Origin of the sequence: Nocardioides sp. zg-DK7169 (assembly GCF_013155365.1) — a bacterium.
GTDB lineage: Bacteria > Actinomycetota > Actinomycetes > Propionibacteriales > Nocardioidaceae > Nocardioides.
This window is the reverse complement of the sequence record NZ_JABJRA010000003.1, coordinates 295,179-311,043: the sequence shown is the minus strand read 5'-3', so window position 1 is coordinate 311,043 and position 15,865 is coordinate 295,179. Positions and strand designations below refer to the sequence as shown.

The following is a 15,865-nucleotide window of genomic DNA, read 5'->3' as shown; positions in this document are numbered from 1 at the left end:
ATCGTATAGAGGGGCTCAGCCGTTGCGGCCCCGGGCGGTCACCGACCACTGCTGCGGCCCGGCCTGGTCCGCGGACCAGATCAGGTCGTGCAGGTTGACCGCGGCGCACACGTGGTTGGGTGCGATCTCGACGCGGCTGCCCAGCGGTGGGAGCGGCGCGCCGGCGAGGTCCACGACCGCGTGGTGCTCGGAGAGCAGCACCACGCGGGCGTCGGGCGCGCCCGGCAGCCGCCCCCATCCCGAGGCGTACGGCGCCCGGTCGGCGCCCAGCGCCTTGCTCCCGGCGTCGAGGACCAGGCGCCCGCCGGCGTGGCTGACGACCGTCGCCACGCAGGTGAGGGCGATGTCCTCGGGGCCGACCACGCCGAGCTCCCACTGCTGGGCGTCGTTGAAGGCGTAGACGCCGGGGCGCAGCTCGGTGACCACGTCGAGGTCGGTGTGGGCCAGCGTCGGCGTCGATCCGCCGGAGACCACCCGCGCCTCGACCCCGGCGGCGCCCATCGAGGCGACCGCGGCACGCAGCGCGGTCGCCTCCTCGAGGGCGACCCCGACGGGGTCCTCGCCGTACCCGTGGCCGGGGAAGGTGAAGACGCCGCGCACCGGGAGCCCGGCGTGGAGGGCCGCCACCGCCACGTCCCCCGCCTCGTCGGGCTCGGCGCCGCTGCGGTGCTGGCCGCTGTCGATCTCGACCAGGGCCTCGATGCCGCGGCCGCCAAGGTGGCGACCGGCGTTGGCGGCCCCGGCGACGGAGTCGACGCCGATCGCGAGACGGGTGGTCTCGGCGAGGTCGCCCAGGCGCCGGGCGGAGGCGTCATCGAGCCACAGCGGGTAGGCGATGAACAGGTCCGAGCAGCCGTACGCCGCGAACGCCTCGGCCTCGCCGATCGTCGCCACGGTCAGGCCGACCGCGCCGGCGCCGAGCTGGAGCTCGGCGACCTGCCGGGACTTGTGGGTCTTCGCGTGCGGGCGCAGGGTCACCCCCGCGGCGGCGGCCAGGTCGGCGGCGCGCTGGAGGTTGCGGTGCACCTTGGCCGGGTCGGCGCGCAGGAAGGGCGTCCGCGGCTCCTCGGGCACCGTGTCGAACATGGCGTCACTGCTCCTCGTGGACGTCGGGGTCGCCCCCGAAGAGACGCCCGTCGGGCCGGCCGAGGGCGGTGATGGCGGCCATCTCGGCCTCGCTGAGCGCGAAGCCGTCGAGGTCGAGGTTGGCTCGCTGGCGCTCCGGCGTGGCCGACTTGGGGATCGGCAGGTTGCCCAGCTGCACCTGCCAGCGCAGCACGATCTGGGCCGGCGTGACGCCGTGGGCCTGGGCCGCGTCGGTGACCGCCGGCTCGCCGAACGGTGCGTTGCGCTTGCCCAGCGGGCTCCAGGACTCGGTCAGGATCCCGAGCCGCTGGTGGACCGCCCGCAGCTCGACCTGCGGGAACCGCGGGTGCAGCTCGACCTGGTTGACCACCGGGGTCACCCCGGTCTCGGCGATGATCCGCGCCAGGTGCGCCTCGGTGAAGTTGGAGACGCCGATCGAGGTGACCAGCCCCTGGGCCTGCAGGTCGACGAGGGCGCGCCACGCCTCGACGTACTGGTCCTGGCTGGGGTTGGGCCAGTGGATCAGGTGCAGGTCGAGACGGTCGAGGCCGAGGCGCTCCAGCGACTCGTGGGTGCTGCGGATCGCGGCGTCGTACGCGTGGTGGCGTCCGGGGAGCTTGCTGGTGATCCGTAGCTCCTCGCGCGGGATTCCGGAGCGGCGCACCGCCTCGCCGACCTCGCGCTCGTTGCCGTAGTTGACGGCCGTGTCGAGCAGCCGGTAGCCGTTCTCGAGCGCGCCGGTGATGGCGCGGATGCCGTCCTCGCCGGTCAGGGTGTAGGTCCCGAACCCGATGGCGGGCAGGGTGCGGCCGTCGTGCAGGACGTGCTCGGGGAGAGGCATGTGCTCGACGCTAGTGCCGCGGCGGCGCGCGGGCGAGGGAACCTCGGAGAGAATGGCGCCATGACCCTCGAGGAGACCCTGCGCCCGGACTGCGGGGCCTGCGTGGGCCTGTGCTGCGTGGCGCTGCCGTTCGGGCGCTCCCGTGACTTCGCCTTCGACAAGGCGGCCGGCGAGCCGTGCCGTCACCTGACCCCGGCCGACGGCTGCGGGATCCACTCCGAGCTGCGCGGGCGCGGGATGGTCGGCTGCACCGTCTACGGCTGCCACGGGGCCGGGCAGCAGGTCAGCCAGGTGGTGTACGCCGGGCGCTCGTGGCGCGACGGCGCGGCGATGGCCGGGGAGATGTTCGCCGTCTTCGCGGTGGTGCAGGGCCTGCACGAGATGCTCGTGCTGCTCGCCGACGCCGGCCGCTGGGCGGTCGGCCCGCGCCGCGGCGAGCTGGACGCGCTGACCGAGCGGCTGCGCGCGGCGAGCGGAGGGACCCCCACGGAGGTGCTCGGAGTCGAGGTGGACCGGTTCCGGGCGTCGGTGGGTGAGTTCCTGCGCAGCCTCAGCGCCGAGGCGCGGGGCGCCGCTGGTGCCGCGCTGGCCGGTGCCGACCTCGTGGGTCGCGACCTGCGCCGGACCGACCTGCGGGCCGCTGACCTGCGCGGCGCGCTGCTCGTCGCGGCCCGGCTGAGCGGGAGCGACCTCACCCGTGCCGACCTGCTCGGCGCGGACCTGCGCGACGCGCGCCTGGACGGCGCCGATCTCTCCGGGGCGCTGCTGCTGACCCAGCCGCAGGTCGACGCCGCGCGCGGCGACGAGCGGACCCGGCTGCCCGCCGGCCTGGAACGTCCGGCGCACTGGCTCCCGCCCCACCCCGCCGGCGCGCACTGAGCTAGCCGACCCGCTCGGGGCCGGCGCCGGGGCCGGCATCGTGACCGGCGTCGTGACCGGCGTCGGGCGTCGCGGTGTGGTGCGGGTGGCCGTGGGTGCGCCGGTCCTCCTTCATCTGCGCCTCGTGGAGGTGCCGCCGGCCCTCGGCCAGCGCGTCGCGGGTCTCCCGCTCGATCTCCTTGACCGCGGAGTAGTAGTGGTCGTCGTAGTCCTCGACGACCTGGAAGGTCCAGCGGCCCTCCAGGACGTTGCGCCCCACCAGCTCGCGCTCGACCCGGTCGGCGAGGGCGTCGTGCCCGGCGTCGCGCAGCAGCGCGACGGCCTCGCCGAGGGTCAGGTCGGCGGTCCCGCTGAGCCGGTGGAAGGCGTAGAGGTGGCCGCGCGCCACCTCCACGCACTCCATCGCCTCCGACAGCTTGCCGAGGGCCTCGACGGTGTCGTCGTCGACGCCGGGCGGTCGCCGGTGCGCGGCGTCCGGGCCGCTCATGTCAGCCGAGCACGGCCTGGGCGTCGACCGCCCCGTGACGCGACTCGATGGCGTCGGCGAGACGGGTGATCTCGTCCTCGCCGACGGTGACGCCGGCCGCGAGGAAGCCGCGCTGCAGCTCCTCGTGCACGGTGCCCTCGGTGGCGCCGTCCTGCCAGGAGGTCACCCGGTCGACGACGGCCTGGACGGCCTCGAACTCTTCTGCGCTTCGCTGCTCGGTCATGGACGGGGAGTACCCACCGCGACCCGGCGTACGCTCGCCGGATGGACCTCGGCATCCACTACGCCCGCTTCGACCACCCCGGCTGGGACGCGCGGCTGGCGGAGCGCCTCACCGAGACCGCGCGGGTCGCCGACGAGGGCGGCGTGAGCCTGATGACGGTGATGGACCACTGGTTCCAGATGGAGGACCTCGGCGGGCCTGCGGAGCCGATGCTGGAGGGCTACACCACGCTGGGCTACCTCGCCGCGGTGACCGAGCGGCTGCGTCTCGGGCTGCTGGTGACCGGCGTGACCTACCGGGCCCCGGGGCTGCTCGCCAAGACCGTCACCACCCTCGACGTGCTCTCCGGTGGCCGTGCGGTGCTGGGGATCGGCGCGGCCTGGTACGAGCGCGAGCACCGTGGCCTCGGCGTCGACTTCCCGCCCACCGCGGAGCGCTTCGAGCGGCTCGAGGAGGCCCTGCAGATCTGTCGGCAGATGTGGAGCCCCGACGACGGTGGCTACCGCGGCACGCACTACCACCTCGACGAGACCGTGTGCGTGCCGCCGCCGGTGCGCGGTCGGGTACCGGTGCTGATCGGCGGCAGCGGGGAGCGCAAGACGCTGCGCCTGGTCGCGGCGTACGCCGACGCGTGCAACCTGTTCGGCTTCGAGCCGGACCTGATGGCGCACAAGCTCGACGTGCTGCGCCGCCACTGCGACGACCTGGGCCGCGACTACGACGAGATCGAGAAGACCGCGCTGACCTCGCTGGACCCGGTGGGGGAGCGCGACGCGTTCCTGCGGCAGATGGAGCAGTACGCCGCGCTCGGGATCGGCCTGGTCACCACGATGCCGACCGCCGAGGACCCCGTCGCCTGGACCACCGCGCTGGTGGACGATGTGGTGCCGCGGCTCCGCGCGCTCTGAGCGCGCCGACCCCTCCGACACATGGGGGCGGCGGTGGTCGGCCGCCGCGCTCGGCCTGCTGCTGGTGACGGCCGCGTGCTCGGCCCCGGACGGTCCCGGTGAGCCCCCGAGGGGCGCCGTGGGCGAGCGGGCCCCGGCGGCTGTCCCGGCCGCCTGGCCCGCCCCGGCGGCACCGGTGCTCGAGCTGGCGGTCAGCGACGGGCGCCCGGCGCGGGCGCTGCTCTCGGTGCCCGCCCTCGGCATCGTCGACCTCGCCGTGGTGCCCTACCGCGGCGTCACCGACGATGCGCCGGGCACCGCGATCCAGGACGGTGGCGTGGCCGCCAGCCCGCACGGTCCCGGCGGCGGCACCGGCCCGGGTGGCGTGGGCAACTACCAGGTCACCGCGCACCGGGTGTCCTCGACGCGGGCCTTCGAGCACCTGCCGACACTCGCCCACGGGGCGCGGGTGCTCGTCGACGTCGGGCGGACCCGCTACGTCTACGAGGTGCGTGCGACCCGTCGTACCTCCTTCCGCTCGGCGCAGTCGCTGCGCGAGCAGCGCGCCGCGGTGCCGGGCCGGCCCGTCGCGCGCCCGCGGCAGGCGATGCTGACCCTGTCGACCTGCGCAACCCCCGAGGACCACGCCGCCGGCAACTTCTGGTCCGACGCGCACGGCAACCCCGAGCACCGCATCGACAAGGTCGCAGTGCTGGTGGGGGTGGGGAAGTCGGTCCCTCAGGAGTAGTCCGCGAACAGCCGCTGGGTCTCGCCGTCGACGCTCATCACCCCGCCGTACGGCACGATCCACTGCGGCCGGGTGTGGCCGAAGGGCGGACCGACTACGACGACCGCGTCGGGGTGGTAGCGCCCGACCAGCTCGATCGCGGTGTCGCGCTGCTCCTCGCGCTTGGCCAGCCGCTCCGCGGACGACGGGCGCCGGGTGAAGTCGGAGGTCGGCGGCCGGGCCACGACCACCGCGTCCACGGCCTCCAGGATCCCGCGCTCGCCGAGGCTGCGCAGGATCCAGCCGAACTCGGTGGCGGACATCAGCTCCTCGGAGGTCTCCAGCAGCAGTACGCCGCCCGCGACCCCCGCGGGGTCGGTCGCGAACCGGCCGGCGGTCAGGATCCACTGGAGGACGTCGAGGCAGCCGCCCCAGGTGCGGCCGGTGACCGAGCGGGCGGGACCGGCCCAGGTCCACGACTCGGTCGGCTCCCGGTCGCCGTACTCGTGCAGCGCACGGGGGTCTGCCCAGTCCCGGCCGAAGTCCTCGGACTCGCCGGGCTCGGTGATCTCGAGGCGCCCGCCGCTCAGGAGGGCGGCGCGCAGGGACTGCTCGTGGACGGCGTCGAGGCTGGGGCCGGCCCCGAGGTGGACCTGCGTCGAGCCGCCGTAGAACCCGGGGACGCCGTGGCCCCACAGCCAGTTCAGGACGTTGGTGTTGTCGCTGTAGCCGAGGAACGGCTTGGGATCGCGCGTCACGAGGTTGGCGTCGAGGTGGGGGACCACCGTGATCTGGTCCTCCCCGCCCACCGTGGCCAGCACCGCGCGGATCTCGGGGTCGGCGAACGCGGCGTTCAGGTCGGCGGCGCGCGCCTCGGCCGATGCCCCGAGCTGGCGGGTCGTCGGGTACTCGACCGGCACCAGCCCGGTCACGGCACGCAGCCGCGCCATCGCCTGCTCGTGCACCGCGGGTGCCACCGCGGGCGCTGCGAACGAGGGGGAGAGGACGGCGACCTTGTCGCCCGGCCTGGCCTTGGGAACGTCTGCGAATGCCACGCACGCGACCCTAGTAGCCTGCCGCGGTGGAGAACGCCGAGGTCGCAGCCGGCCGCCTGAGCGAGCGACAGGCCGATCTCCTCGCGCGGTGGCTGCCCGGCTGGCGGCTCGTCGACGACCTCGGCTGGGGGCTGGTCGGCACCACCGTCCTGCGGGTCGAGCAGGACGGCGGGCAGTACGTCGTGAAGGCCGGCGACGCGGACGACCACCACCTGGCCCGAGAGCTGCGAGCGCACCGCGAGTGGCTGACGCCATGGACCTCCGGCGCTCGTGCGCCGGTGCTCGTGCACGGCGACGAGGCGGCCAAGCTGCTGGTGACCCGCTACCTGCCTGGCGAGCTGGTGCAGGGCAGCGCCGCGGAGACCGACCCGGACACCTACGAGCAGGCCGGCCGGCTGCTGCGGCTGCTGCACGCCCAGCTGAGCGTCGTGGACGACGGCTTCGAGGCCCGCGAGCGCGACAGGGCGCTCGCCTGGCTGGCCCGCCCGCACCGCATCGAGCCAGCCGCGGCGGCGGAGCTGGAGCGGCTGGTCGGCGGGTGGCCGACCCCGCCGACCACGCTGGTGCCGACCCACGGCGACTGGCAACCGCGCAACTGGCTGGTCGAGGACGGGGTCGTGTACGCGATCGACCTCGGCCGCGCCGACCTGCGCCCGGCGCTGAGCGACCTGACCCGGTTGGCCGCCCAGCAGTTCCGCGTCGTACCGGGGGCCGAGGCGGCGTTCCTGGCGGGCTACGGCGCCGACCCCCGCGACGCCGACGCCTGGTTCCGCACCCGCGTCCGCGAGGCCATCGGCACCGCCGTCTGGGCCCACCAGGTCGGCGACGAGCCCTTCGAGGCCCAGGGCCACCGGATGCTCGCGGAGGTGCTGGCCGAGGCGGAAAGGCTCGGATAACAGACGCATCCGAGGTTGCCCACCCGGACACCAGGAGCCGCGAAGCCCACCGGTTCCACGCCAGCCGCAACAACGACACGCCGCCGGGGGAGTGCGCGCTCACCGCTCCTCGGGGACGTCCTCGCCGCTCGCCGCGTCGTACAGGTAGACAGGCTCGCCGGCACGGGGATCCCGGGCGTGCAGCAGGTGGTAGGTCGTCGCGTCCACCGGGCCGAGGTCGAGCAGGCCCGCGCCGGCGCCGAGCACCCCGCGCACCAGGCGCGCCGGGGCCGTGGTGTCGATGCGGGTGACGACCCCGGGCGCCACCCAGACCGGCGTACCGGCCAGGAACCCGCTGACCGGGTGGTGCAGGTGCCCGGCGAGCACGCCGCGAACGTCCGATCCGCGCACGACCGCACGCAGGCGGTCGATGTCGCGCAGCACCACCTCGGCCACCTGCGGCATGGAGGCGATGTGCAGCGGCGGGTGGTGCAGCACCAGGAGGGTGCCGTCCGGCGACGGGGTCGCGAGCAGCGCGGCGAGGGCGTCGAGCTGCGCACGGTCCACCTCGCCGTGGGTGCTTCCCGGGACCAGCGTGTCGAGCGTGACGACCCGCAGCCCGCCGACCTGGCTGTACGCCGCGCGCAGGTCCGCGCCCGGCACGATCAGCGTGCCGCGGTCCTCGCCGTCGGCGCCGAGGTGGCCGCTGCCGAGAGCCGCGGCGAAGCCGGGTCGGGCGTCGTGGTTGCCGGTGCAGTAGACCTGCGGGACCCCGCGCGCCCGGGCGAAGGCGCCCACGCGGTCGCGCACCGCGCGGCAGCCGGCCTCGGAACCGTCGTCGGCCACGTCGCCGCTGACCACGACGAGCTCGATCCCGGGCACGTGGCGCACGTCGTGCAGCAGGCGCTCAAGCGCGCCGAGCGCGTCCACGCCGTCCATGTCGGCGCCGGTGCGCGCCGCGCTGGCGTGGGTGTCGGAGAGGTGCAGGATCCGGGTCACGGCGTTCCTCCGCTCGTCGTACGCGCGTGCCCAGCATGGCGGACGGTCGCCGGCAGCGCGTCCGCCTGATATCGTGGTGATATCACTTTCGGGCGTCACCGCCCACCACCACGAGGAGCCCCGCCCATGAGCGATGCGACGTCCACCGCCGTCACGACCCCTCCGGTCCGTGTCGACATCCAGGAGAAGCCCGGTTTCGCGGTGGGCGGCTGGCCGGTGCTGGCGCTCGTCGTCCTCGGGGCCGCAGCCTCGGCGGTCCTCGTCGTGATGGGCGTCGTGGCGGGGGAGTCCGACGACATCGGGCGCGCGGTCGCGCTCACCGTGCCCGGGGCGGTCCTCGGCCTGGCCGCGCTCGTGGCGCTCACCGGCTTCAGCGTCATCCAGCCCGGCGCGACGCGCGTGGTCACCTTCTTCGGCGCCTACGTCGGCACCGTGCGACGCACCGGCCTGTCCTTCACGGTGCCGCTGACCGGGCGCCGCCTGGTCCCGGTGCGGGTGCAGAACTTCGAGACCCAGACCCTCAAGGTCAACGAGAAGACCGGCTCGCCCGTCGAGGTCTCCGCGATCGTGGTCTGGCAGGTCGCCGACACCGCGAAGGCGGCGTTCGCCGTCGACCAGTACGACGAGTTCATCACCACCCAGTCCGAGGCCGCGCTGCGGCACGTGGTCGCGACGCACCCCTACGACGCGCAGGCCCAGGCGGCCGCGAGCGACCAGACCGAGGAGGAGGTCGAGCGCTCGCCCAGGATCCTCACCCTGCGCGAGAACGGCGCCGAGGTCGCCGACGAGCTGGTCGTCGAGCTCAACGAGCGCATCCACATCGCCGGGCTCGAGGTGCTCGAGGTCCGGCTGTCCAACCTCTCCTACGCCGCGGAGATCGCCGGCGCGATGCTCCAGCGCCAGCAGGCCCAGGCGGTCCTGGACGCCCGTCAGGTCATGGTCACCGGTGCCGTGGGCCTGGTGACCGAGGCGCTGGCGGCGCTGGAGAAGAGCGGTGACATCGAGCTGGACCCCGAGCGCCGGGCCTCGATGACCTCCAACCTCATGACCGTGCTGGTCGGCGGGGGCTCGGCGACGCCGGTCCTCAACGTCGGCTCGCTGTACTCCTGAGCGCGACGGCCGAGGACGCGACGTGCCCCGCGGAGTGCCCGGCCGGCCGGAGCGCAAGCAGATCCCGCTCCGGCTGAGCCGGCCCGTGGCCGACGCGGTACGCCGCTGGGCCGACGACGAGCTGCGCTCGGTCAATGCCCAGATCGAGAAGATCCTCCACGACGCGTTGGTGCGCGCGGGGCGGCTGCGTGAGGACGACCCCGACAAGAACGACTCGGGCAGGGACGACCGGGGCGAGCCGCCGCCGGACTGACCGAGTGCTGGGAGCACCGTGCTGAGATAACAGACGCAACCGGCGAGCCTCCAGGGAAATCGGTCGGCCGCAGCTTCGCTGCGCGGGCACCAGCAGGGGAGGCCCTGGGGGTGGCCACGGCTACGGTTCGGCGGGTGGAGTGCAGGGACGGCGGGTGCGGGCTGTGGGCGGCCGCGAGCACGGCGACGCAGCGCGCCGGTGCGGGCCGCGCGCGCCAGGTGACCTGGGTGGTGGGGGAGATCCACCGCGCCCGGGCCCTGGGCGGCGACGACGCGCCCGAGTGCGTCGCCTGGCTGGGTGGCGAACGCGCCCGCACCTACCTGACGATGGCGGCCGCCGGCACGCTGCGCAGCCGAGGTGGCCATGCCCGGCCGTCCACGGAGGCGTCCATGCGGGTCCGCAGCTCGGTGCTGCGAGAGCTCGGCGCGATCGTGGGCCTCGACGGGCCGGTGCCCGGGGTCGGTACGGCGCCCGAGCGCGGCTGGACCGAGGGCGCGTCGCGACGCGCCTTCCTCACCTGGCTGCGCCACGACACCAGTGAGGCCGGCACCCGCACGTGGGCGGCCGCCGCGCTGGCGTCCGCGGGCCTGTGGGTCGGCGAGATCGCCAGCCTGAGCGACCGGAGCGTCTCCGCCGACGGTGTCGTCGCCGAGCTGTGGCGCAACCCGCCCGGCCCCGGCGCGCCGTACCTGCTCCCGCTCGCCCTGCCGGGCCATGCCCTCGAGGCCGTGCGCGCCTGGCTCGCCGTACGCGAACAGGTCGTGGTCTCGGACCGGGTCCGGGCGATGTTCGTGACGCTGCGGCCCGGGACCCGCAACGGCAGCGTCTATGCGCGCGGGCTGCCGCTCAGTGCGCGCAGCCTGAACCGGACCCACGCCGCGGCCGCCCAGACCTGGGTGCGCACCGGTGCGTCCGCGGCCCAGGGGTTGCGTGCGTCGGACCTGTCGTTGGGGCGCCTGGCGTTCTCACCCGAGGCGACGGAGGAGGGCGGGAGGGACCTTCGATCTTCATAACCTGACATAATGTCAGTTATCGGCGATATTCGGATGGCGGTCGAGAGGGGCTGGATCGCTCACGCCAGCCAGGCGGTGTAGAAGATCCCGAGGCCTGCGGCGACGCACGTCCCGGCGATCACCCAGAAGCGGATCACGACGTTGACCTCGTCCCAGCCCAGGTGCTCGAAGTGGTGGTGGATCGGGGTGATCCGGAAGACGCGGCGGCCGACGCCGGTGAACCGCTTGGTGAGCTTGAAATAGCCGACCTGGATCAGCACCGACATCGCCTCGAGGACGAACACCCCGGCGATGACGGCCATCAGCAGCTCGGTGCGCGACATGATCGCCAGGCCGGCCAGGGCACCGCCAAGGGCCAGCGAGCCGACATCGCCCATCATGATCCGTGCCGGTTTGGCGTTCCACCACAGGAAACCGATGCAGGCACCGGCGATGGCCGCGGAGAACACCGCGAGGTCCAGCGGGTCGCGCACCTCGTAGCACTGCGCCTCGACGACCGCGGCCCGCGTGGACCCGCAGCGCTGGTTGTTCTGCCAGACGTTGACCAGGACGTAGGCGCCGAAGACCATCGCGGAGATCCCGGCGAGCAGCCCGTCGGCGCCGTCGGTGAGGTTCGCGGCGTTGGAGGTCGCGGTCACGATGAACCAGATCAGCAGCAGGACCACGACGACCGGGAGCTTGATGCCCCAGTCGTGCGTCGTGGAGAGGTGCTGCGACGCCGGGTGCATTCCCCTGTCGTCGGCGAAGAACAGCGTCGCCAGGACCCCGAACCCCAGCGCGACGGCGGTCTGGCCGGCGATCTTGGCCCGGCCGCGCAGCCCCTGGTTGTGCTGGCGGTAGACCTTGATGAAGTCGTCGAGGAACCCCACCGCGCCGCAGCCGGCGAACAGCAGGAGCAGCAGCCACGCGCTGGCGCTCGGACGGTTCCCGGTCAGGAACGTCGCCGCGAGGTACGCCGCGGTCGCGCCGACCACGATGACCACGCCGCCCATCGTGGGCGTGCCGCGCTTGACGTGGTGGGTCAGCGGGCCGTCGTCCCGGATCGGCTGGCCGAAGCCGTGCCGGGTGAACCAGCCGATGGCCAGCCGGGTCCCCAGCAACGCGCAGACCACGGCCAGCGCACCGCTCAGCACGATGACCCGCATGCGGCCCCCTCGGCTCGCTCAGGATGGTCGAACCCCGTCGAGCCGGGAGCAGATCCGCGGGTCATTCTGGGACAGACCGGACGCGCGGTGGTCCTTCGACACGCGGCTCGCCGGGGTCTTGCTGGGACCCGACGGGGTCCGCTGACACCGACGTTTGGTCCCCAACGACAACATCTGGCCCCGAAATGTTGTCGTTGGGGACCAAACGTGGGGGGTTACTCAGCCCTCGAGCAGCCCGGCGGCGACGAACGCGCGCTGACAGATCTCCCGCACGACGGCCTCCTTGCGGGCGTTGTACTCCATGCTGTGCTCACCGGCGGCGTGCGCGGCGTCGGCGGCGGCGCGCTTGGTGCGGGCGTAGAGGTCGCGGTCGACGGGGTGGGTGCGCAGCCGGTCGCGGAAGATCCGGTGCTTCATCGGTTCGGGACTGTCCGGGCCGAAGACGTGCAGGTGGCAGGCCGGATCGGAGGCGCGCAGCAACCGGTGCTCGAACCACCACGGTTCGCGCACCCGCAGCTCGAAGCCGACCGCCGCCAGGGCCGGGACGTACGCCGCCTCCTCGGCGGGGTCGGCGAGCACCAGGTCGATGTCGATGATCGGCTTGGCGGGCAGGTCGGGCACCGCGGTGGAGCCGACGTGGGTCAGCGAGAGCACCCGCGCGCCGAGCGCCTCCCGCACCCGGGTGGCGAGCTCGTCGTACCGACCCGGCCAGGCGGGGTCGGGCGCGACGACGGCGACGGCGGGCGACGGGCCCGCGCCGGGCACCCAGGGCGACTCCCCTGCCGGCACCGGCGGGTCGTGGAAGGTGACGACGTCGAGGCGGGTGACCACCTCAGCTCGCCGCAGCCCCGAGGAAGACCCGCAACGCGGAGATGAACGCCTCGGGCTGCTCGGAGTGCACCCAGTGACCGGCCCCCTTGATGGTGGCCAGCCGGGTGCGCGGGAAGAGCGCGCGCATCGCGTCCTCGTGCTCGGGGCGCACGTACGGCGAGCGCTCGCCGGCCAGCCACAGCACCGGGTGGTCGAAGCGGGCGTCGATCTCGGGCCAGCCGCCGATGTCGGGCAGGTCGCGGCGCAGCAGCGCGAGGTTGGGCTGCCAGTGGAAGCCGCCGTCGGCGGAGCGCAGGTTCTGCAGGAGGAAGCCGCGCACCCGCTCGTCCGGGATCGGGTCGGCGAGCCGCTCGTCGGCGTCGCTGCGCCGCTCGATCGCGTCCAGGTCGAGCCCGGCGAGGCTGTCGAGGAGGTGCTCGAACTCCCCCGTGCCGCCGCTCGGCACCGGCGAGATGTCCACGACGACCAGCCGGTCGACCAGGTCGGGGTGGCGCAGCGCCAGCTGCATCGCGGTCTTGCCGCCCATCGAGTGCCCGACCACGTGCACCGGGCCGTCGGCCGCGAAGCCCGCGCGCAGGTGCTCGGCGACCAGGTCGGCGGTCTCGGCGTACCCGAAACGCTCGGTCCACTCCGAGCGGCCGTGGTTGGGCAGGTCGACCAGCAGCGAGCGGAACTCCGGGCGCAGCGCCTTCGCGACCTGCGTGAAGTTGCGTCCCTGCCCGAACAGCCCGTGCAGGAAGACCACCCGGGCGCCGCTGTCGCCGACCTCGGTGCTGTGGATCGCGGTCTCGGTCGGGCTGGTCGAGCTGGTGGACGTCGCGGCGCTGGTCACGCGCCCAGCCTAGGGGTGGCGACCGGCGGCCACGACGGCCACCTCGTCGAGGTCCAGCTCGGTCCCGGAGCGGCCCTGCCGCGCCTGGTCGGCGAGCCGCTCGCCCACGACGTCGTCGTACGCCGCGCGCAGCCGGGCCCGCCCCGCGTCGTCCTGGGCGAGGTAGGTGCGCCCGACCACGCCGACTCCCCCGGCGATGCCGGTCCACCAGGTCTGCGGCGCGATCCGCCACGGGAAGCGCAGCTCGGCGGTGACCACGTCGGCGAGCCCGGCCTCCTGCAGCAGGGCACCGAGCCCGGGGACGCTGCGCTCGAAGTCGAGCTCCGCCGGCAGCCGGGTGCCCGGCGGCGGCTGCGCGCCCGCGCGCCGCAGCGTCTCCTCGAGCAGCGTCGCGCTCGGTCGCGGCCCGGACGGCCAGATCGTCACCGCCACCGCGGTCGAGGCGACCCGCACCAGCTCGCGCACGCCGGCGCGCGGGTCGCCGAGCTGGTTGACCACGAACCCCGCCACGACCACGTCGTACGACGCGTCGCCGAACGGCAGGTCCGGCAGGGCCGCGAGCAGCGTGGGGCCCTCGAACGCCGCGGCGCCGAGCGTGAGCAGCTCGGGGTCCGGGTCGACCGCGGTCACCGCCGCGCCGCGGCGTACCGCCTCGGCCGCGACGGCGCCGGTGCCCGTGCCGACGTCGAGCAGCCGCCGACCCATCAGCCCGCCCGCCCCGGCGGCCGCCTCCGCCGCGTCCAGCAGTCCCGGCACACCGCCGTGGCACAGGGACGCGAACGACGCGGCGTATGCCTGTGCGATCCCCGACCAGTGCCCGGTCCTGTCCTCGGCGTTCCCGCCGCGCTCCCCCGCCGCTGTGCTCATCGCGCCATCGAAGCAGCCGCACGGGTGCACGGGACCGAAGCCGGGCCGAAGGTCCCGAGACAGCGGATCGTATATCCGATATCTTCTTTGCCATGAGTGCTGCCGCCGTCGTCAAGGGCCCGAAGCTCGCGCTGGTCATCCCCTCCACCAACACCTCGGTGGAGCGCGAGTACCACCACATCCGTCCGCGTGACCTGTCCTGGCACACCGGCCGGATCATGATCAAGGCGCCGGCGCTGGACTCCGCCGACGCGTTCGGGAAGTTCCGCGAGTGCCTCAACGAGGCGCTGCCGGACGCCCTGGAGATCGTGATGACCGCGCAGCCGGACTACATCGTGATGGGCATGTCGGCCGAGACCTTCTGGGGCGGCGTCGCGGGCAACGCGGCCTTCGAGCAGAACGTCCGCGACCTCACCGGCCTCGAGGTCAGCACCGGCGCGACCGCCGCCGGTGAGGCGCTCAAGGCGTTCGGCGCCCGGCGGATCGGCGTGGTCACGCCGTACCAGCCGGTCGGCGACGAGCAGGTCGTCGCCTACTTCACCGAGCTCGGATTCGAGGTCGCCGCGATCACCGGGCTGTGCTCGGCCTCGGCGACCTCGATCGCCGACGAGACGCCGGAGACCATCCGCGAGGCGTTCCTGGCCGTCGACGGTCCCGACGTCGACGCCCTGATCCAGTGCGGCACCAACCTCGAGGCGGTCGCGGTCGCCGCGGAGCTCGAGAAGGAGCTCGGCAAGCCGGTCATCGCGATCAACGTCGCCACCATCTGGCACGCGCTGCGCGCCAACGGCATCGACGACAAGGTCGTCGGCCACGGCTCGCTGCTCGAGCTGCACTGAGCACCCGCTGCTCCCCCATCCCGCCCCGACCCCAGGAGACAACCCCGTGTTCCAGCACATCGGCGTCCTGACGCTCACCGACGAGGCCACCGAGGCCGACCGCACCGCCATCTCCGAGGGCCTCGGCTCGCTGCTCGGCCGCATCGACGGGCTGCGCTCGGCCCGCGTCGTCTTCGACGCCGGCATCAAGGAGGGCAACTCCGACGTCCTGTTCGTGATGACCTTCGACTCGCGCGCCGACTGGGAGGCCTACAGCACCCACCCGGCGCACGTCGAGGTCGTCAAGACCGTCATCGGGCCGGTCCTGGCGAGCAAGACCTTCCTCCAGGTCGACGCCGCCGAGCCCGCCCCCGGCGCCCTGGTCTGAGCACCCGCCCCGCCCGGGGCCGACCCGCCCGAGCGCGGGAGCGGCCGGTCACTAGACTCAGCCGCGTTCCGACATCTGCCGAGGAGATCCTTGTGAGCACGCCCGTCCGCCGCACCGACGCCCCGACGACACCGGCCAAGGCCGAGACGACGACCTACGTCCCGGTCGAGCCGCTGCCGCCCGTCGTGGCCCCGCTCGGCTGGGTGATCGCGCTCTCGGGCTCGATCGCCCTGATGCTCTGCGCCTGGCTGATCTTCCCCAACGACCACGACGGGATGTACGACGGCTACCGCTCCAGCATCCTGGCCACCGTCGCGCTGATGGCGATCCTGGCGCTCAAGGTCGACATCGCCCGGATCCCGCTGCTCGTGATCACCGGCCTGTGCGGCCTGGCCTCGCTCCTCGCCGGCATCTTCGACGACGCGACCACCGGCACGATGGTCAGCGAGATCGCCGGCGGCATCACCCTGCTGCTCGGCGTCGCGATGATGGCGTCCTCCCCGAAGGACATCCGCTGACCCGCGACTGACGCATCGACAAGACCCCGCC

General features: G+C 74.0%; 20 protein-coding genes. 10 read left to right on the top strand and 10 right to left on the bottom strand.

Translation table 11 applies throughout. The annotated features are described in order from the left end of the window. Nucleotides 1–15: 15 nt before the first annotated feature. Nucleotides 16–1,086, bottom strand: coding sequence for an alanine racemase (locus HOQ23_RS06560; protein WP_172212983.1), 1,071 nt, complete (start codon nucleotides 1,084–1,086; stop codon nucleotides 16–18). 4 nt (nucleotides 1,087–1,090) lie between these two features. Continuing rightward, nucleotides 1,091–1,927: an aldo/keto reductase gene (locus HOQ23_RS06555; protein ID WP_172212981.1), complete on the bottom strand. Its 837-nt coding sequence runs from the start codon at nucleotides 1,925–1,927 to the stop codon at nucleotides 1,091–1,093. A 60-nt stretch (nucleotides 1,928–1,987) separates the two neighbouring features. On the opposite strand from HOQ23_RS06555, the gene HOQ23_RS06550 reads away from it, so the two are divergent. Then, on the top strand, nucleotides 1,988–2,806 hold the full coding sequence (locus HOQ23_RS06550) for a pentapeptide repeat-containing protein (RefSeq protein ID WP_172212979.1): 819 nt from the start codon (nucleotides 1,988–1,990) through the stop codon (nucleotides 2,804–2,806). A gap of 1 nt (nucleotide 2,807) precedes the next feature. Here HOQ23_RS06550 and HOQ23_RS06545 read toward each other — a convergent pair whose 3' ends face one another. Both HOQ23_RS06545 and HOQ23_RS06540 read right to left on the bottom strand, forming a co-directional pair. Continuing rightward, nucleotides 2,808–3,293: a hypothetical protein gene (locus HOQ23_RS06545; RefSeq protein WP_172212977.1), complete on the bottom strand. Its 486-nt coding sequence runs from the start codon at nucleotides 3,291–3,293 to the stop codon at nucleotides 2,808–2,810. A 1-nt stretch (nucleotide 3,294) separates the two neighbouring features. After that, nucleotides 3,295–3,516, bottom strand: coding sequence for a hypothetical protein (locus HOQ23_RS06540; protein ID WP_172212975.1), 222 nt, complete (start codon nucleotides 3,514–3,516; stop codon nucleotides 3,295–3,297). Nucleotides 3,517–3,557: 41 nt separating this feature from the next. Between HOQ23_RS06540 and HOQ23_RS06535 the strand changes: the two genes are divergently transcribed. After that, a complete protein-coding gene (locus HOQ23_RS06535; RefSeq protein WP_172212973.1) occupies nucleotides 3,558–4,424 on the top strand; it encodes an LLM class F420-dependent oxidoreductase in 867 nt (288 codons plus the stop codon). 118 nt (nucleotides 4,425–4,542) lie between these two features. Beyond that, nucleotides 4,543–5,151 carry a sortase gene (locus tag HOQ23_RS06530; protein WP_367650407.1) on the top strand — a complete coding sequence of 203 codons (609 nt, stop codon included), beginning with the start codon at nucleotides 4,543–4,545 and terminating at the stop codon, nucleotides 5,149–5,151. Here the strand turns inward: HOQ23_RS06530 and HOQ23_RS06525 are convergent. After that, complete coding sequence (locus tag HOQ23_RS06525) at nucleotides 5,142–6,185, bottom strand: S66 peptidase family protein (RefSeq protein ID WP_172212969.1); 1,044 nt, start codon at nucleotides 6,183–6,185, stop codon at nucleotides 5,142–5,144. The two genes, HOQ23_RS06530 and HOQ23_RS06525, sit on opposite strands and share 10 nt — an antisense overlap. 26 nt (nucleotides 6,186–6,211) lie before the next feature. Here HOQ23_RS06525 and HOQ23_RS06520 point away from each other — a divergent pair, with 26 nt between their 5' ends. Then, entirely contained in the window at nucleotides 6,212–7,081 is an 870-nt protein-coding gene (locus HOQ23_RS06520; RefSeq protein ID WP_367650406.1) for a phosphotransferase, read from the top strand. A 99-nt stretch (nucleotides 7,082–7,180) separates the two neighbouring features. Here HOQ23_RS06520 and HOQ23_RS06515 read toward each other — a convergent pair whose 3' ends face one another. Further along, a complete protein-coding gene (locus HOQ23_RS06515; protein ID WP_172212967.1) occupies nucleotides 7,181–8,059 on the bottom strand; it encodes a metallophosphoesterase in 879 nt (292 codons plus the stop codon). Nucleotides 8,060–8,185: 126 nt separating this feature from the next. Between HOQ23_RS06515 and HOQ23_RS06510 the strand changes: the two genes are divergently transcribed. The 3 genes from HOQ23_RS06510 to HOQ23_RS06500 all read left to right on the top strand — a co-directional run bounded on the left by HOQ23_RS06510 (nucleotide 8,186) and on the right by HOQ23_RS06500 (nucleotide 10,435). Further along, on the top strand, nucleotides 8,186–9,169 hold the full coding sequence (locus HOQ23_RS06510; RefSeq protein WP_172212965.1) for an SPFH domain-containing protein: 984 nt from the start codon (nucleotides 8,186–8,188) through the stop codon (nucleotides 9,167–9,169). A gap of 22 nt (nucleotides 9,170–9,191) precedes the next feature. Continuing rightward, nucleotides 9,192–9,422 (top strand): Arc family DNA-binding protein, encoded by a 231-nt coding sequence (locus tag HOQ23_RS06505; RefSeq protein ID WP_367650405.1) that lies wholly within the window; start codon nucleotides 9,192–9,194, stop codon nucleotides 9,420–9,422. A 134-nt stretch (nucleotides 9,423–9,556) separates the two neighbouring features. Beyond that, a complete protein-coding gene (locus HOQ23_RS06500; protein WP_172212963.1) occupies nucleotides 9,557–10,435 on the top strand; it encodes a hypothetical protein in 879 nt (292 codons plus the stop codon). Between the two features lie 59 nt (nucleotides 10,436–10,494). Here HOQ23_RS06500 and mraY read toward each other — a convergent pair whose 3' ends face one another. From mraY to HOQ23_RS06480, 4 genes are all read right to left on the bottom strand, one after another. Continuing rightward, nucleotides 10,495–11,580: a phospho-N-acetylmuramoyl-pentapeptide-transferase gene (gene mraY, locus HOQ23_RS06495; RefSeq protein ID WP_172212961.1), complete on the bottom strand. Its 1,086-nt coding sequence runs from the start codon at nucleotides 11,578–11,580 to the stop codon at nucleotides 10,495–10,497. A gap of 219 nt (nucleotides 11,581–11,799) precedes the next feature. Next, entirely contained in the window at nucleotides 11,800–12,411 is a 612-nt protein-coding gene (locus HOQ23_RS06490) for a GrpB family protein (protein ID WP_172212958.1), read from the bottom strand. A gap of 1 nt (nucleotide 12,412) precedes the next feature. Continuing rightward, entirely contained in the window at nucleotides 12,413–13,243 is an 831-nt protein-coding gene (locus HOQ23_RS06485; protein ID WP_172212956.1) for an alpha/beta fold hydrolase, read from the bottom strand. A gap of 9 nt (nucleotides 13,244–13,252) precedes the next feature. After that, nucleotides 13,253–14,110: a class I SAM-dependent methyltransferase gene (locus HOQ23_RS06480; protein ID WP_172212954.1), complete on the bottom strand. Its 858-nt coding sequence runs from the start codon at nucleotides 14,108–14,110 to the stop codon at nucleotides 13,253–13,255. A gap of 92 nt (nucleotides 14,111–14,202) precedes the next feature. On the opposite strand from HOQ23_RS06480, the gene HOQ23_RS06475 reads away from it, so the two are divergent. The 3 genes from HOQ23_RS06475 (at nucleotide 14,203) to HOQ23_RS06465 (ending at nucleotide 15,834) form a co-directional block, all read left to right on the top strand. Next, a complete protein-coding gene (locus HOQ23_RS06475; RefSeq protein ID WP_172212952.1) occupies nucleotides 14,203–14,949 on the top strand; it encodes an arylmalonate decarboxylase in 747 nt (248 codons plus the stop codon). A gap of 46 nt (nucleotides 14,950–14,995) precedes the next feature. Continuing rightward, nucleotides 14,996–15,316, top strand: coding sequence for a Dabb family protein (locus tag HOQ23_RS06470; protein ID WP_172212950.1), 321 nt, complete (start codon nucleotides 14,996–14,998; stop codon nucleotides 15,314–15,316). A 92-nt stretch (nucleotides 15,317–15,408) separates the two neighbouring features. Beyond that, complete coding sequence (locus HOQ23_RS06465; protein WP_172212948.1) at nucleotides 15,409–15,834, top strand: hypothetical protein; 426 nt, start codon at nucleotides 15,409–15,411, stop codon at nucleotides 15,832–15,834. Nucleotides 15,835–15,865 lie beyond the last annotated feature (31 nt).

Bases quoted from the DNA above. Each gene is read 5' to 3' on its own strand.
- HOQ23_RS06475 (WP_172212952.1), top strand. From the start codon at position 14,203: ATGAGTGCTGCCGCCGTCGTCAAGGGCCCGAAGCTCGCGCTGGTCATC.
- HOQ23_RS06550 (WP_172212979.1), top strand. From the start codon at position 1,988: ATGACCCTCGAGGAGACCCTGCGCCCGGACTGCGGGGCCTGCGTGGGC.
- HOQ23_RS06560 (WP_172212983.1), bottom strand. From the start codon at position 1,086: ATGTTCGACACGGTGCCCGAGGAGCCGCGGACGCCCTTCCTGCGCGCC.
- HOQ23_RS06540 (WP_172212975.1), bottom strand. From the start codon at position 3,516: ATGACCGAGCAGCGAAGCGCAGAAGAGTTCGAGGCCGTCCAGGCCGTC.
- mraY (WP_172212961.1), bottom strand. From the start codon at position 11,580: ATGCGGGTCATCGTGCTGAGCGGTGCGCTGGCCGTGGTCTGCGCGTTG.
- HOQ23_RS06510 (WP_172212965.1), top strand. From the start codon at position 8,186: ATGAGCGATGCGACGTCCACCGCCGTCACGACCCCTCCGGTCCGTGTC.
- HOQ23_RS06545 (WP_172212977.1), bottom strand. From the start codon at position 3,293: ATGAGCGGCCCGGACGCCGCGCACCGGCGACCGCCCGGCGTCGACGAC.
- HOQ23_RS06555 (WP_172212981.1), bottom strand. From the start codon at position 1,927: ATGCCTCTCCCCGAGCACGTCCTGCACGACGGCCGCACCCTGCCCGCC.
- HOQ23_RS06480 (WP_172212954.1), bottom strand. From the start codon at position 14,110: ATGAGCACAGCGGCGGGGGAGCGCGGCGGGAACGCCGAGGACAGGACC.
- HOQ23_RS06535 (WP_172212973.1), top strand. From the start codon at position 3,558: ATGGACCTCGGCATCCACTACGCCCGCTTCGACCACCCCGGCTGGGAC.